8 protein-coding genes are annotated in these 16,794 nt (G+C 38.1%); 7 read left to right on the forward strand and 1 reads right to left on the reverse strand.

Annotated elements, in window-relative coordinates; translation table 11 throughout:
• The first annotated feature begins 301 nt into the window (after positions 1-301).
• The 6 genes from VKJ25_RS07835 (at position 302) to VKJ25_RS07860 (ending at position 9,438) form a co-directional block, all read left to right on the forward strand.
• Positions 302-745, forward strand: coding sequence for an Rrf2 family transcriptional regulator (locus VKJ25_RS07835; RefSeq protein ID WP_324236064.1), 444 nt, complete (start codon positions 302-304; stop codon positions 743-745).
• Positions 746-1,381: 636 nt separating this feature from the next.
• Positions 1,382-2,422: an adenosylcobinamide-phosphate synthase CbiB gene (gene cbiB / locus VKJ25_RS07840; protein ID WP_324236065.1), complete on the forward strand. Its 1,041-nt coding sequence runs from the start codon at positions 1,382-1,384 to the stop codon at positions 2,420-2,422.
• Positions 2,423-3,098: 676 nt separating this feature from the next.
• Entirely contained in the window at positions 3,099-3,629 is a 531-nt protein-coding gene (gene pyrR, locus VKJ25_RS07845; RefSeq protein WP_324236066.1) for a bifunctional pyr operon transcriptional regulator/uracil phosphoribosyltransferase PyrR, read from the forward strand.
• 1,246 nt (positions 3,630-4,875) lie between these two features.
• Positions 4,876-6,414 carry a ferredoxin--nitrite reductase gene (locus VKJ25_RS07850; protein WP_324236067.1) on the forward strand — a complete coding sequence of 513 codons (1,539 nt, stop codon included), beginning with the start codon at positions 4,876-4,878 and terminating at the stop codon, positions 6,412-6,414.
• A gap of 565 nt (positions 6,415-6,979) precedes the next feature.
• Positions 6,980-7,636, forward strand: coding sequence for a hypothetical protein (locus VKJ25_RS07855; protein WP_324236068.1), 657 nt, complete (start codon positions 6,980-6,982; stop codon positions 7,634-7,636).
• A 299-nt stretch (positions 7,637-7,935) separates the two neighbouring features.
• The gene (locus VKJ25_RS07860; protein ID WP_324236069.1) at positions 7,936-9,438 is read left to right on the forward strand and encodes an MFS transporter; all 1,503 of its coding nucleotides are present in this window, start codon (positions 7,936-7,938) and stop codon (positions 9,436-9,438) included.
• Between the two features lie 893 nt (positions 9,439-10,331).
• Here VKJ25_RS07860 and VKJ25_RS07865 read toward each other — a convergent pair.
• Positions 10,332-13,085, reverse strand: a complete 2,754-nt coding sequence (locus VKJ25_RS07865) for a cadherin-like domain-containing protein (protein WP_324236070.1) — start codon at positions 13,083-13,085, stop codon at positions 10,332-10,334.
• A gap of 1,508 nt (positions 13,086-14,593) precedes the next feature.
• On the opposite strand from VKJ25_RS07865, the gene VKJ25_RS07870 reads away from it, so the two are divergent.
• Positions 14,594-16,513, forward strand: a complete 1,920-nt coding sequence (locus VKJ25_RS07870; protein WP_324236071.1) for a choice-of-anchor L domain-containing protein — start codon at positions 14,594-14,596, stop codon at positions 16,511-16,513.
• The last annotated feature ends 281 nt before the right edge of the window (positions 16,514-16,794 follow it).

Below are 16,794 nucleotides of genomic sequence, written 5' to 3' on the forward strand. Positions count from 1 at the left end.
TAACACTTGACTACAGTTATTAACTTTTGTCTTGGCTTCTTGAAATTCCAATAAACAATAGTTTGATATTTGCTTTCTAAACTATCTTACACTAATTGTCTAAATATTTCACTTATTTCATCAAATTTTTAAGACAATAATCTCAGAATAGTGGTTTATTAAATTAAACAATCATCTATATAATATGTAATATTAGCATTCAGCAATTAACTATCAACTATTAACCAGTTTAGTTGAATGGCCATTTAATATAGTTACAGCTATAAATTACTCTAGTCCCTGGAAATTAAATACTTATAGAATGAAGTTAACTACTCGTGGACATTATAGTGTTAAGGCACTATTAGATTTAAGTTTACAAAAAAGTAATACTCCAGTATCTGTCAAAGAAATAGGATTACGTCAAGGTATACCCATAGCCTATCTAGAAAAGTTACTAATAGAGATGCGTCGTGCAGGTTTAGTTGTCTCATTTCGTGGCGCTCAAGGTGGATATAAACTAGCTAAATTACCAGGTAAAATATCTTTAGGAGAAATACTAGAATCTGTTGGGGAAAAAATCGAACCTATACTTAGATATGCTCCCAATACTAACCACGCAGAAGACTGGGTTACTCATTGTATTTGGCTTATGATCAATAAAAAACTTTCTGAAGCTCTTTACAATATTTCCCTAGAAGACTTATACTATGATGTCCGTAGTTGGCAAGCTGCAGTAGGAGAAGAAACAAGTTTTGTGGTTTAGTTTCTGATAGTTTAAGTAGTGAGTATTTAGTAGTCAGCTATTAACTATAAGTGTAACCATTCAGCAGTCAGCAGCTATCAGAAGAGTGCTTTTAGCCCCTGATAAAAGCTTGATTAATTGAGCCAGAATAATCTTACTATAAAAGGCAGTTCACTTAACATTAGAGAGTCCATATTCATTGAAATTATGTCCTTAAGTACGGGTTCTCTTTGCTGTTAACGAAGTTCCTCCGGAGGAGGTTGGCTGACCGCTAATAGCTGAATGCTTACCAACTTCAACTACTCTTTTTCATACTTCAATTCTCTGGTTGAAAATATGCCATGAGTTAATAGATAATGAAAACTAAGCGCCTCAACAGAATTATAGTAAGCATTTCTTGTAGAATACTGCACAAACAGCTATTAAATATTAGCTATTCCTGTGTAATGCTACCCAAACAGATATATAATATCCAATTTTAAAGACTTACTATAAATGAATATGGCCTTGAAAATCAGCTTTTCTAGCAAGAATTAATTTACCTCAATTAAATCTTGCTTTCATCTAAAACTAAAATAAATACCTGAGAGTTGATGTCTGACGTGCAGAATGCTTAGGAATTATTAACTCAAAAAAATTTATAATTTTTCAATTTCTGTGACCCATAACTATACCTTCATTATTGTTTTTATAGCTGCTTGCCTAGATTATTTGATAGGCGATCCTTGGAGTTGGCCACATCCAGTAAAAGTCATGGGTTGGATAATTACTCATTACACTCAACTGGTTTTTCAACTTAATAAAAATTATGAAGAAAACCTCCCGGCAGTTATATTAAGATTGGCAGGTATATTACTGGCGATCGCTCTGGTTTTGGGTAGTGGAATTATTAGTTGGTTAATTGTTCAAGCTATACGAATAAATTTTGCTCAATTTCCTTTATTAGTAGTAATATTAGAAAGTATTCTATTAGCTAGCTGTTTTGCTGGTAAAAGTCTAAATATTGCAGCCAAAGATGTGGTTCAACCTGTTATAAATGGTGATTTAATTGAAGCACGTCAAAAATTAAGTTTATATGTAGGTAGAGATACAGAAAATTTATCAATTTCAGAAATATTTCGGGCAGTTTTGGAAACAGTCACAGAAAATGCTACAGATGGAGTAATAGCACCATTGTTTTACGCTTTAGTAGGAGCGATGATACCTCATGTAGGTAGTGTACCTTTGGCTTTTGCTTACAAAGCTGCCAGTACATTAGACTCAATGGTAGGTTACAAAGAAGCACCCTATACCCATCTAGGATGGTTTAGTGCTAAACTAGACGACGTTTTAACATGGCTGCCTTGTAGATTAAATGTACTGACTATAGCATTTCTCTCTCGCAAACCTCTAAATGTTTGGAGAATATGTCAAAGGGATGCAGTGAAAGACTCAAGTCCTAATTCTGGTTGGAGTGAGTGCGCTTATGCAGCAGCATTGGGGGTGCAGATGGGTGGTACAAATTCTTATAAGGGGATAGTTAAAGATAAACCGTTATTGGGAGATGCTATTGATCCTATTACCCTAGAAACTATTGATAGAGCTTTGAGTTTAACCCGGTACTGTTTTTTAATATGGTTAGGATTGTTTTTTATCTGTTATAGCAGTTTTTTAATTTATGAAGTAAAGTTTTATATCCCCCCTTACCCCCCTTTGTAAGCTATCCATTACCCACATAATTATTTACAATATTGAAAGCCTTATTAGTTAATGGTTTCGAGATTTAAAAATAGCAGATTCTTGACTTTTACTAGCATCTATGGTGCCTACCTGATACCGTGCTTTCCGACCTTCCTGATGGTTAATCCCTGCTTTGAGAAATGTTAAGAAAGATGTGGGTAAAGCATAGCTTTATAAGGGGAGGCAACAAAAAGTCCCCCTTTCTAAGGGGGATTTAGGGGGATTGTAAATATACTTCATAACTATGAGAGTTGCTATAGTAGTGGTTGAATAAATAGACTTCTCCCAAGATGAAAATAAAATCAATTCTTATTCATAAATTATCAATTATCAGGACTAAAGCCATGAGAAACGGAATTTTCTTGGTTTGAGATTGCTATCCTGACGGACTGCTTCACATTTTCTGATGTCATGCTGCGCTTTCCATGTCGCGGAGCGAAACGCTGTCGCTGGCGCTGCGAGTCGCGCCATGACAAAAATACGTTATGTTGCGTAAGTCCTAAATTATTAGGACTTAGGCATTAACGCTATCCGTAGGGTGCCTTAGTGGCAGGATCCCAGACCGATACTCTATATCTAGTGTATTTGCGTAAGTCCTGATTATATTATGTCTGTTGCGAGATACTGATAACTGATAACTGATAACTGATAACTGATGAGTAATATAGTAGAAATTTTATCCCCAGAGGAGTTACGACGAACTGTTAATCGTTTAGCTTCTCAAATAATTGAAAAGTCGAGAGATTTATCTCAAGTGGTATTATTGGGTATTCATACCAGAGGCGTGCCACTAGCAAAAATTTTGGCAAGTCAAATTGAATTACTTGAACAAGTGAAAGTACCTGTAGGAGCATTGGATATTACTTTTTATCGTGATGACTTAGATCAAGTAGGAATGCGAACACCAGCTAAAACACACATTCCTGTAGATATTACTGGTAAGGTTGTGGTGTTAGTTGATGATGTGATTTATAAAGGTCGCACGGTAAGAGCTGCTTTGAATGCAGTTGTGGAGTATGGTCGCCCAGAAGTGATTAGATTGGTTGTGTTGGTGGATAGAGGTCATCGGGAGTTACCTATTCATCCAGATTTTACAGGTAAAAAGTTACCTACTGCTCAAGAAGAGGAAGTGAAGGTCTATTTCCAGGATATTGATGGTAGGGATGGGGTGGAGGTATTTAGATAGATAGGTGTGGGAGGTGTGGGGAGGTGTGGGTGTGATATCAAATTCACTCTTTATGAACTACATCGCCATAACTAGGGCTGGCTTATTAAAAATGAAAGCCTTTACAGATAAACTTTTTAGCGTTTTTAGGTAGGTCAAAAGTACCAGCTTTTCAGTCTTGAAAGCTAAAAAATCTAGGATTTACGGTTCCCGAAAAATCAGCTAATTATGGGAGAAAATCCAGGGATAATTCTTTCTATAATTCCCCTGAATCCTGGATTGCAGGATTGCTGGATTCTGACTCCTCCCCCTACCAATTATACTTTCCATACGCAAACCCTAACTAAAATGCAACGTCCCTACTTTGAGGATAGGAATAGACATCTCTAATAATAAAAACAGGACTTACACGGGAGCAATCCGGTTTCTAGGAGAAATCCTGGTTTTGAACAGTAAACGTCTAGGCTCGTACCGGGTTTCTGGGTTCCCGTGGCTTTAGTCCTGATACAAAAATCATCAATTCTGTTTCTCTGCTCCCTACTCCCTTGAAAAAAGTACTTAAATAACTTAAAACCTACTTAAATTTCTGATATTATTGATACAATTTTTAAAATATAAAAATTTTTGAAAAAAAGTAAACATTTTGTAAAATTAGCTACGAAAAATTTATTTTTCTTCGTTTAAATTACTGAACAACAAATTTAAAAAAAATAGCTAGACAAATGGTGGTGGTGCATCATGTTTTTTTGGGATCAAGATAATATTTGGATATTATGGCTGCTGTGCCGAATGCTGTTCATTTCCATCTACCATTGTTTTAGCATTGTTCAGGACTTACGCAGAGACATCATATATAGCATTGAAAAACTTTAGATATATAGTGTTTCTAACTCAAAAATGGGTAAGTTCTGATTTTCATATCTAAATATAGATATGGTCATAATAAATTTAATCTTTTAAAAAGTTTTTATCCAGCTTTGTATCAATACAAGATAATTTTATCTAGTTTTGTATACTGGGTTTGTTTCTCATTTATGATATTTTAGGTAAGTATAATTTCCCAAAATATTTATATTAATTCCTGACTTTGGCAATGTTATATGTAAGCATTCAGCCATCAGGAAAAGGAGGAGTTTAAATAAAATATACAGCTTTTGTAGTTAAGATTTAATTCTGACTCAATTAGTAATAAACAAAAAAATAGACCTAATTTTTTAGATATTGAAATTAGAGATAAAAAATCTGTAAATTGAAGGAAAAATTATAGATGACAGGCAGTGTAGACAGCCAAACCCCAAAAAGCAAACTGAATAAGTTTGAGAAATTTAAAGCTGAAAAAGATGGTTTGGCAGTACAAACAGAACTAGAACATTTTGCCAAAATAGGTTGGGAAGCAATAGACAAAACAGACCTTGAACACAGACTCAAATGGTTGGGTATATTCTTTCGACCTGTTACTCCGGGGAAATTTATGTTACGGATGCGGATGCCCAGTGGTTTTATTACCAGTGAACAAATGCGTGTCTTAGCAGAAACAGTCGAACGCTGTGATGAAGGTAATGCCGACATTACAACTAGACAAAACTTACAACTGCGGGGAATAAAAATAGAGGATATTCCAGATATCTTTAATAAATTTGAAAAAGTTGGTTTAACCAGTGTTCAGTCTGGGATGGATAATGTCAGAAATATTACAGCTTCCCCAGTGGCTGGCATTGATGCTAACGAGCTCTATGACACCCGTGAGTTAGTTAAGCAAGTCCAAGACATGATTACTGACAATGGTAAAGGTAACTCAGAGTTTACTAATTTACCACGAAAGTTCAATATAGCGATCGCTGGTTGTCCTGATAATTCCGTCCACGCAGAAATTAATGATATTGCCTTTGTTCCCGCCTACAAAAATGATAAATTTGGTTTTAATGTTTTGGTAGGAGGCTTTTTCTCATCCAAACGCTGCGAATCTGCCATACCTCTAAATTCTTGGGTAGAACCAAGTCAAGTCGTTGGTCTTTGTCGAGCTATCTTGGAAGTATATCGGGATAACGGACTCCGGGAAAATCGGCAAAAATCAAGGTTAATGTGGCTCATTGATGAATGGGGACTAGAAAAGTTCCGGTTAGAAGTTGAGCAAAAACTGGGGCAAACTTTGGAACCAGAAGCTCCCAAAGACGAAATTATTTGGGAAAAACGAGACCACATTGGTGTTTACAAACAAAAACAACCAGGGTTAAACTATGTGGGATTAAATGTTCCTGTCGGTAGATTTTATGCTCCCGATATGTTTGATATCGCTCGTTTAGCAGAAGATTATGGGAATGGAGAAATTCGTCTGACAGTTGAACAGAATGTTATTATTCCTAATATTCCTGACTCTCGACTAGAAGCATTTCTAACTGAACCCATCCTTGAAAAATTTTCTATCGATCCTGAACCATTAACGAGAGCTGTAGTTTCTTGTACTGGGGCGCAATTTTGTAAATTTGCCATCATTGAAACTAAAAATCGTGCTTTAGCAATAGCTAAAGAATTAGAAGCAGAACTATCAATACCAAAACCAGTACGTTTTCATTGGACTGGTTGTCCTAATTCTTGCGGACAACCCCAGGTGGCAGAAATTGGTTTGATGGGTACGAAAGCTCGTAAAGATGGAAAAGCGGTTGATGGTGTTGACTTGTACATGGGTGGTAAAGTTGGTAAGGATGCTCAACTTGGTACTTGTGTACAAAAAGGTATTCCTTGCGAAGACCTGAAACCAATATTGCGGAATTTGTTAATTGAAAATTTTGCTGCTCAACCAAAGTAAATCAGTTATCAGTTAACAGTTAGCCTCCTACGGAGGAACTGCCTTATTGTAGTGGTTTGGTCTCCAAACCCTCTACTAGCATTCTACGGAGGAACTGCGTTAACACTTATCAGTAACTTTGGCTAAACCCATCAATATTGTGGGGGTTTGGTCTCCAAACCCTCTACCCAATACTAAAATTGATTTTTACCGATCGGGACTTACGCATGAGGTACGAAAAACATGGGTTTGAGATTGGTTCCCGACCGTCGTATCGGACGAAAATACGTTGCAGTTGCGTAAGTCCTGATAGTGCTTAAAACTATTGCGCAATAGTTTATAAGTACCTTTTCGTAAGTCCTGCTGATTTTTTTTTATTCGCACTAAAAGCAAGAAACCGGGTTTCTGGGTAAGTTACAATGTCTGTAAAGGGTTGGGAGACCAAACCCCTACAGCATTTAATTTTACCGATACTACCGAATTTTATCACCAGGAGAATATTGTTGGTAAGGGTTGGGAGACCAAACCCCTACAGCATTTAATTCTACCCATACTACCGAATTTGATAAGCAGGAGAATATTAACAATGTCTACTACAGTCAATGCCTCAAATGATACAGTCAATTCTTCAGATACTGCTTCTGAAACTGCCTTGTCTTTAGGTATGAAAATCATATCTGTTATGGGATTAACATTATTTACTGGCTCTTATGTTACCAGTTGGCAGCGTTCTCTAGCAGAATATGCTAAGGAACAACAAGGTGAAACTATTGTTGCTACATCTGATGTTTCGTCACCAACTGCCACAAAAACTCCAGAAGTTGGTACTACCGGAGAAGTTGATACTACTGGAGAAGTTGCTCTGGTAGTAGCAGAAGAAACTATCGTAGTTCCAGAAACTCCAGTAATACCAAAAATTACTGATTCCGATATCCTCAATAAATTAAAGACTTCACTTTACAATAAAATAGACACAAATTGGAAACAATATCCTACGTTTTCAGAAAATCTAGTCTATCAAGTCACAACGAATGCTGCTGGAGATATTGCTAAATATCAGCACATCAATGAAGCAGCTTCTAAATACATATCAGAAACTCCTTTACCACAATTGACTGGTTTTAGCACTACTGATGTAGAAGAAAATGCTAGGGAACCAATTGCAGAATTTTTGGTGGTACTGACTCCCAATGGTGTCATTCAAGTTAATCAATGGGTGACAGTAGAGGAAGTAGAAGAGTAGGGGAGAAAGATTGTGGTTGGGTTACTCCTGCACAGAAGCAAGCTACGTTTCATGCTACGCAACCCTAAGAGGAACAACCCAACCTACCCGCCAAAAAATAATAAATTTATTGGCTCATAGCTTCAGTCATATCAAAGATGACTAATATCAAATCCGCTGGCTTTGGAGAATAAGGTTTCTACCATGAGTATTGGGGAAAATTCTTAGTTTGTGGAGGGTTTGGAGACCAAACCCCTACAGCGTTAAATTCTACCAAATTTGATATAAATTTTCTATCTAAAATAACTAATAACTGAATTATGTTAACAGAACTCTGGACTTTTCGCGGTCGTTACCGCATTCTTCATTTAACTTGGTTTGCCTTTTTTCTCTCTTTTGTTGTTTGGTTTAACCTCGCACCATTAGCAACATCACTCAAAGCAGACATGGGTTTAGAAACCTCTCAAATTAGAACTATTGCTATCTGTAACGTTGCTCTCACAGTACCTGCTCGAATTATCATCGGTATGTTACTGGATAAATACGGACCCAGAATCACTTACTCAATATTGCTAATGTATGCAGCTATTCCCTGTATTGGGTTTGCTTTAGCTCAAAACTTTAGCCAGTTAGTAGTTGCTCGTTTGGCATTAAGTATTGTCGGTGCTGGTTTCGTAATTGGTATCCGTATGGTAGCTGAATGGTTTCCACCAAAGGAAATAGGTTTAGCAGAAGGTATTTATGGTGGTTGGGGTAACTTCGGTTCTGCTGGTGCTGCCTTCACATTGCCAACTATAGCTGCTTGGTTAGCCTTTGGTTCCGGTGATGTATTGAACTGGCGGTTATCCATAGCTCTCACAGGTATTATTGCTGCTGTTTATGGTGCGTTTTACTTTTTCAATGTACAAGACACTCCACCAGGTAAAGTATATCAAAAACCAAAGCGTGCCAGAGGTTTAGAAGTTACTACCCCAAGTGATTTTGTTTTTCTCCTGGCGATGAATGTTCCTTTAACAGGTGTTCTCTGTTTGTTAGCTTGGCGCTTGAGCAAAGTTGGTTTCTTATCTCAAAGTCAACTTTACATTGTTTGGGCAGCACTATTAGGTTTGTATCTTTTCCAAACTTATAACTGTTGGGCAACGAATCAAGAGTTAGTTGCTGGAGAAAAACGCTATCCCCCAAGCGATCGCTATAAATTTTCCCAAGTAGCAATTTTAGAACTGACTTATTTTGTGAATTTTGGTTCTGAGTTAGCAGTAGTATCCATGCTCCCTGCTTTCTTTGAAAATACTTTTGGTTTAAGTAAAGCAATGGCAGGGATGATTGCTGCTAGTTATGCTTTTATGAACTTAGTATCTCGTCCTGGTGGTGGTTTAATTTCTGATAAGTTGGGTAGTCGTAAGTTAACCATGACAGTATTGACTGCTGGAATGGGAGTTGGTTATTTGACAATGGGTAATGTGAATGGAAATTGGTGGTTGCCTGGTGCTGTAATGTTGACCATGCTTTGTTCTTTCTTTGTGCAAGCTGCTGAAGGTTCTACTTTTGCCATAGTTCCTCTGGTGAAGCGTCGGGTTACTGGTCAAATAGCTGGTAATGTTGGTGCTTATGGTAACGTGGGAGCAGTGGTTTATCTGACTTTATTTAGTTTGTTGCCGGAAGGTGCTATAGGTAATCAGATTTTCTTCCAAGTTCTAGGAGTTCTGGCATTAATTGTATCATTTTTCTGTGCTTTCATGTTAAAAGAGCCAGAGGGTTCATTTGCTGAACACCATGAAGGAGAAAATGAGCTGGAATCTATTCCTTTGCTTGCTAAAGAATAGACAAAAAATTAAGATTTGATCGTAGGGGTTTGGTCTCCAAACCCCTACAAGGAAGTTAATTATACCGATACTACCTGATTTGATATCACCTCATTTTTTTATAAAGATAGGAATTACGCAAAGATACTATATATAGAGTCTTGCTCAGTTACGAGATACGCTTTTTCGTATAGGGAATGCTCCGCTTTCCATGTCGCGTAGCGTTTCGGCGCTTGAGCCGACATATAAAGCGGAGCTTTGCGGAACGCCAAACGCACCCTACAGATAGCGTCCATGCGTAAGTTCTGATAGAGTCAAAAAACTATTGCGTATGGGGTTTTAAGCACTATATTTAGGGTCGCTGCGTAATATAAAATCCGGTTGAATAGTCGTTATATAGTTGTGGCAGATCCGGAGACGGGGAGATTGAAGTGTAGAGGACTTAAGCAAAAGAACGTATTTTTGTCATGGCGCGACTCGCAGGGCAAGCGATAGCTTTCGCTCCGCGACATGGAAAGCGCAGCATGACCTGAGAAAATGCGAAGCAGTCCGTCAGGATAGCAATCTCAAATGCCTAAAACTCTTTGATCATGGGTAAGTCCTGACTATATAACGGGATTTTATATAAGTCCTGAAATACTTTTTCAGCAACTCCTAAATAGGGTTTGGGTATGGAAATCTCAAAATACTGATATATAAAGTTTTATGTCTGGAAAAAGTACCTGGTTTTCAGCTCTTCATAGTCAAAAAGGAGCGCATCTTAGGCAAGATAGGGGCTGAAAATCAAGGGAAGATTATTTTGTAGGGACTTTGCATAAGGGCGTCCCTACTCCTCTATAATCCCCATTCTCATAAGAATTCTGGATTCTGGATTCTGACTCGTATTCTTAACTAAAAGACTTTTTCAGCAAACCCTAAATAAACTTAAAGTCAGAAAAATCAATAGTAGTATTAATAGCATTAGGCAAAACAGAAATACCATTGATAACTGCTAAATTAAAAGCAGGATTATTATCATCTTGAAGATTAGAGTCATATCCTAAAAGAACGTTGCCATCTAAATTATTATTTACATAGATAAAGAAAGCAGGATTTCCGCTAGAACCATTTTGATTTTTCAAAATAGAATTAACTTGCTGTACATTTTCAAATTTATTCTCAAAAATAATCAGTTCTTGTTCGCTAATATTTTGACCTTGTGAACCTAAATTATTCAGAGAAACTATCACACTAGAAAATTCTGTAGCAGTACCAGGAGGATTAGTGAAATCACCAAATTTACTCGATCTAAACAGAAATACATCATTTTCGTCATCAAAATCAGTAATCACATCTATTCCTTCATTAGGAACTTCAAAAAAGAAGGCATCATTTCCCTCATCACCAGTTAATGTATCACTACCAAATCCACCATTTAATACATCATCTCCGACATCTCCATTAATAGAATCATTTCCAGCATCACCACTTACAGAGTCATCACCGATGCCACCAAAAATCTGATCGTTTCCAGACCCTCCAAGTAAGCTATCATTACCAGTTTGACCGAGAATACTGTCATTATCAGCACCTCCATCAATAGTATCATCACCGGAGTCACCTGTAATCGTATCATCACCGGAGTCACCCAATAAAGAGTCATTATCATCTGCACCAGATAAGGAATCATTACCTGTACCTCCATCAAGAGTGTCATTACCGATTCCTCCATCAAGAGTATCTTGTTGTCCTCCTCCTAATAATAAATCCGCACCTTCTTCTCCTAACAAAGAGTCATTATCAACACCACCGTCAAGAGTATCGTTACCTACTCCTCCGAATAATGTATCAGGTTGTTCAGCTCCAAACAAAGAGTCATTACCAGCTTCCCCTAATAAGGAATCCGATCCTGGTCCACCATCTAAAACATCATTTCCACTACGACCACTCAAACTATCGTCGCCAGCATTTCCGAGCAAGTAGTTACTTTCTTCAGTACCGTTAATGTTATTATTGCCACTGCCTCCTTCGATAATATCATCAATAACCGCAATACTAAAAGATGTATTAGGAATAGTTCCACCATTACCATCAGAAACAGTAAAGGAAAAAGGAAAGTTACCTGATGTACTACCTGGAGTATAGAGAATTAAATTGTTATTAATATCAGCTTGAGAGAAAGTATCACCAGCCTCAAGGTCTTCCTCAACTAATCTCAGATTACCTTGGGTTGGTACTCTAATAATATTGTAGGTGATTTCGGCTGGGATGTTGTCAGTATCTGTCACTAAAAGATTGGTACTCAATATATTTTGTCTACGTCCATTTTTAGCAGCAATAATATTGCGGTTGTTTACTAGCTCTGGTGGATCGTTGACTTTAATATTGACTTCAGCACTATCAGAATTATTATTTCCATCAGTAATAGTGTAGGTGAAACTATCATCTCCTATGAACCCAAGGCTGGGAGTGTATGTGTAGGTTGTACTATTTTCTTCTACTAAAAATCCGTTGCTTGGTGTACCGATAACAGAAATACTGAGAGCATCTTCTTCTGGATCGGAGTCATTTTCTAATAATTCTGAAACCGTAATAGTTAGTGATTCATCTTTATTAGTTATGAAGTCGTCATCCTGTGCTTCTGGTGGTAGACTAGATGGTGCGGGTGTGACACTTGGGGTAGGTGTGGGTGTGACACTTGGAGTGGGAGTGGGTGTTGGTGTAGGAGTGGGTGTTTCTTCAAAAGGTGGTGGTGTAATTTCTGATAATGTGACAAAATCACTAGCGTTAATAGTGTTGCTTTCAACTCCTACTAATACTGCTAAAAAATCACCGTTAGTACCACCTACACTAATAATTGTATTATCAGGATTGTCTGGTGATGCAAAAATACTCAGTTCTGCAAAGGTCAAACCATCATTGAGGCCGATTAAATCTTCACTACTAAAATCATTGATAAAGTCAGCGCTACTAACTCCTGGACCTCCTGAGTTAGGAGTAATATTGAAGGTATCTTGACCAAGACCACCTGTAAGGGTATCTGCACCAATATCTCCTGACAGAAAATCTGCACCAACTCCTCCCACTAAAGAGTCTGCATCTTGTCCGCCAAAAAGTTGATCGTCCCCTGAGTTTCCTTCTAGGGTATCTCTACCTATTTCGCCAAACAAAATATCGCCACCATCATTTCCAGATAAGCGATCTTCACCTGTACCACCCAATATTCTATCATTACCAATGTCTCCATCAACTGTATCGTTGCCTCGATCGCCAAATAATAAGTCATCTTCTCCACCACCATCAATACTATCATCCTCTTTACCTCCATAAATAGTATCATCACCCGCATTTCCTTGGATAGTATCACTGTCGCGATCGCCAAATAATATATCGCTACCACTATTTCCCAGGATAGTATCTAAATCTTTTCCCCCCCGTAAACAATCATCTCCGAGACCTCCATCAAGACAGTCATCTCCAGCATTGCCGTTCATTTCGTCTTGACCTTCACCCCCCAGGAGAACATCATTTCCATCTAGACCAAAAACTGTATCATCTCCAGACAATGCGGAAATTGTATCTACTATTAAACTGCCAATGATGGAATCGTTGAGAATAGTTCCTTCTCCTAAACCTTCAATCAGAATAGGTGGTGATAGTTCGACTTGTTGTTTAACTCTATCTGTCATCTTGATTTTTCCTTGTGATTATTTTTTGGTATTAGAGCGTGTTTTATTTATATAGAACCCATTTGGTATTTCTGCAAAGGTACAGGTTTTTGGCAAAAAACTCAGGAGTCAATCCACCCCGAACCCCTACCTTGGAGGGGAAAAGGAGGAGCAAGTTTTTTTATCACGCTCTTATCCGGACATGATATAACTTAACGTTGGACAAGTCCTGGAAAGAGGGAATTATATTTATATTTAATATTCCCTGGTTTAGCTACAAACTATAATGTTACATATATAGAACTTAGACATAAACGCTATTGGTAGTGCACCGTTTCATTTTAAATTGCAATAGGAAATGGGGTAATGGGGTGATGGAGTGACGAAAAAAGCTAATGCACTATTTGAGATGTAGGTTGGGTTGAGGGATGAAACAAGGGCAAAAACCTTTCTCCCCTACTCCCTCACTTCCTCATGTACTATTTTAGGTGAAACACTCCAGTAGAGATGTAGGTTGGGTTAAGGGATGAAACAAGGGCAAAACCTTTCTCCCCTACTCCCTCACTTCCTAATGCACTATTTGAGGTGAAACATTCCAGTAGTGAACCGTTTCTTCTTAAATGGTGCATTGGGCGTAGGTTGGGTTGAGGCACGAAACCCAACAATAATAAATCTTTGTTGGGTTTCACTATCGTACCGCTACTTGGTGTGCAAGGAACAACCCAACCTACATTCTTAGGTCAAATACTCCAGTAGAGTTTGTTTTCCGTTCTTGAGCAGACATGAAACGCTACGCGACATGAAAAGCGCACTTCTTAATGCACCAAAAGTCTATATTATATACAGGACTAAAGCCACCCGAACCCAGAAACCCGGTACGAGCGTGGATATTTATTGTCAAAAACAATAATTTACTGTAGAAAGCATAAGTCCAGATATATTATTTTTCTGTAAATTCTACGCAAAGCGACCAAGAAACCCGGTTTCTCAACAAAATTCCTGGTTTTAGTAACAAAAAGCAATAAACCCGGTTTCTGCGTAAGGATTTTTCTGTAAATTCTCTTTATTTGCATAATGTTTAGTAAAAACGATATATATCTAGGGCAGACGAGAAGAAGTTAAAAATATCAAAATCGGCCAAAGTACAGTTGATAATTTGTGATATACTAAGTGTTTAGAAATTCTCAGTTATCAAACTCTGGCCAACTTGAACTCTTTACATTGTATTCAGGTTGCATTAATGACTTGGCCTTAGCCAATAACTATACTGTTGTAAGATTTAAAGATAACTACTAATATAGAATCTGATTGAACAGTAGTTGTCCCTATCGACCAAGGGGAACCAATCTCTTAAACCCCTGAGATTGCTCCCTTCCACGGTATTACCCCTCCCAATGACTTGGGTGTAGTAATTATCCCGGTTATAGGCTTGACCAAATAGTAACCTTGCAAACAAAACTAGATAATCTCAACCAAAACCAACTTTCCTTTGCGAATTTACTTGTTTATTTTTTTAGGAGCTAGAAAATATGGCTTTCACAGAATTTGATCCAACAGTAAACTCAGTAGAAGATTTAGTCGATGCCATCCTCGCCCCTGGGGCTACCTTGACACCTAAACCTGGTTCAATAAACTTTGCAGGTGCTGTTGTTCCAGACTCTCCTACCGTTGGTGAAACTTCTCTATTTGGCATTGGTCAAACCTCATTCTATGATGGTAGTCTGGATTTAGGATTTGCTTCAATTGATTCCGGCATTTTACTCACATCTGGTGATGGCTCTCCCCCCGAAGAAAATACTTTCTCTAGTTATGGTGAGCATCAACTGGGGAATACTGATGCTGACCTCCAAACTGTAGCTAACAGTGCTTTTGCTGGAGCTGGTACAGTTCAAGATGCAAATATTCTAGAGTTTAAATTTGACATCAAAAATCCTAGCGTCAAGTCCATAAGCTTTGATTTGGTTTTTGGTTCTGATGAGTTCCCTGAGTTCTCCGACAGCTCATTTGTAGATGTAGCTGGGGTCTTCGTTAATGGTACCAATGTTGCTTTGTTCAACAATGATTTGACTCAACCCTTAAGTGTGATTAGTAAAAATCTGACTTTGGGTAACTTCATTAATAACGATACAGCTAGCTTTTTTCCCATTGAATATGATACAGCTAGCATTCTTCCCATTGAATATGATACAGATAGCATTCTTCCCATTGAATATGATATAGATAGCTTTTTTCCCATTGAAGATGATACAGATAGCTTTTTTCCCATTGAAGATGATACAGATAGCTTTTTTCCCATTGAAGATGATACAGCTAGCATTCTTCCCATTGAAGATGATACAGCTAGCATTCTTCCCATTGAAGATGATACAGCTAGCATTCTTCCCATTGAATATGATGGAGTTAGCTCTGTTCTCAGTATTATTGCTCCTGTGGAACCAGGAGAAAATACACTCAAATTTGCCGTTGGGGATACTGGCGATCAAGTTTTAGATTCAGGTCTGTTTATTGCTAACCTTGATACCAGCACATTAGATGTAGGAGGAGTTAGTAGTTCTGGCGGTGGCAGTGGTATTTTAATTTCAGTTACAGAACCTAACAGTGATAATATTCTAGCCAGTGGTGACTTAACAGTTGCTCTAGCTGAGTTCTTTAAGGCTGGTGATACTGATGATGTGGTTAATGCTGGTCCAGGAAATGATGTGGTCGATACTGGACTTGGTGATGATGTAATCAATGCTGGTCCTGGTGATGATGTGGTTGATGCTGGTCCTGGTAATGATGTGGTTAATGCTGGCCCTGGTAATGATTCAGCGACTACAGGTCTGGGTAATGATAAACTCAGAGGTAGTGATGATGATGATACTTTAAAAGGTGGTCCTGGTCAAGACACTCTTAGTGGTGGTAACGGTGAAGACGATCTCAGGGGCGGAGGAGATAACGACAAATTAATGGGAAATGCTGATGCTGACATTTTGCAAGGTAATTCTGGCAATGATATCTTGCTAGGGGGTACTGGTGATGATACTCTTCTGGGGGGTATTGGTCGCGATCGCCTTAACGGTGGACCAGGAAATGATGTCCTCACAGGTAATGCTAGTATTGACCGCTTTATCTTTAACAGTAATAAAGCATTTAACCGCAATGATTTTGGTATAGATGAAGTTACTGATTTTTCACAAGGCGCAAGAGATATTATTATCCTAGACCTCGATAGTTTCACTGCTATCAACAGCGAGTCGGGAAGAGGTTTCAGCATTGCAACAGAGTTTGATACAGTGAATAGCGATGAAGATGCAGCAACTGCTGATGCAGTAATTGTATATAATGAGAGCAATGGTAATTTATTCTATAATCCTAATGGTAGTGCACCAAACTTTGGCAGTGGTGGTCAGTTTGCTACTTTAACAGCCAGTCCATCATTAGATGCTGAAGATTTCTTCCTCAGATAGCGATCGATCTAGAGTTGGAAACAAACCCGGTTTCTTGAAGAAACCGGGTTTGTGGAAAGTGAAATTAGTTCCTTGAACTTTAGCTTGGAGCTAAGGAATTTATTCCTTGGTGGTTTGAGCTGATGTGCTTCCTCAGACTCTAGAGCTGAGAACAAACCCGGTTTCTTCAACGGATTTGTGGAAAGTGAAATTAGTTCCTTGAACTTTAGCTTGGAGCTAAGGAATTTATTCCTTGGTGGTTTGAGCTGATGTGCTTCCTCAGACTCTAGAGCTGAGAACAA

It is taken from the genome of Okeania sp. (genome assembly GCF_035285525.1).
Lineage (GTDB): Bacteria > Cyanobacteriota > Cyanobacteriia > Cyanobacteriales > Microcoleaceae > Trichodesmium.

What these genes read in the sequence shown, in the direction of transcription:
- VKJ25_RS07835 (WP_324236064.1), top strand. Translation starts at nt 302, where the DNA reads ATGAAGTTAACTACTCGTGGACATTATAGTGTTAAGGCACTATTAGAT.
- pyrR (WP_324236066.1), top strand. Translation starts at nt 3,099, where the DNA reads ATGAGTAATATAGTAGAAATTTTATCCCCAGAGGAGTTACGACGAACT.
- VKJ25_RS07850 (WP_324236067.1), top strand. Translation starts at nt 4,876, where the DNA reads ATGACAGGCAGTGTAGACAGCCAAACCCCAAAAAGCAAACTGAATAAG.
- VKJ25_RS07855 (WP_324236068.1), top strand. Translation starts at nt 6,980, where the DNA reads ATGTCTACTACAGTCAATGCCTCAAATGATACAGTCAATTCTTCAGAT.
- VKJ25_RS07860 (WP_324236069.1), top strand. Translation starts at nt 7,936, where the DNA reads ATGTTAACAGAACTCTGGACTTTTCGCGGTCGTTACCGCATTCTTCAT.
- VKJ25_RS07865 (WP_324236070.1), bottom strand. Translation starts at nt 13,085, where the DNA reads ATGACAGATAGAGTTAAACAACAAGTCGAACTATCACCACCTATTCTG.
- VKJ25_RS07870 (WP_324236071.1), top strand. Translation starts at nt 14,594, where the DNA reads ATGGCTTTCACAGAATTTGATCCAACAGTAAACTCAGTAGAAGATTTA.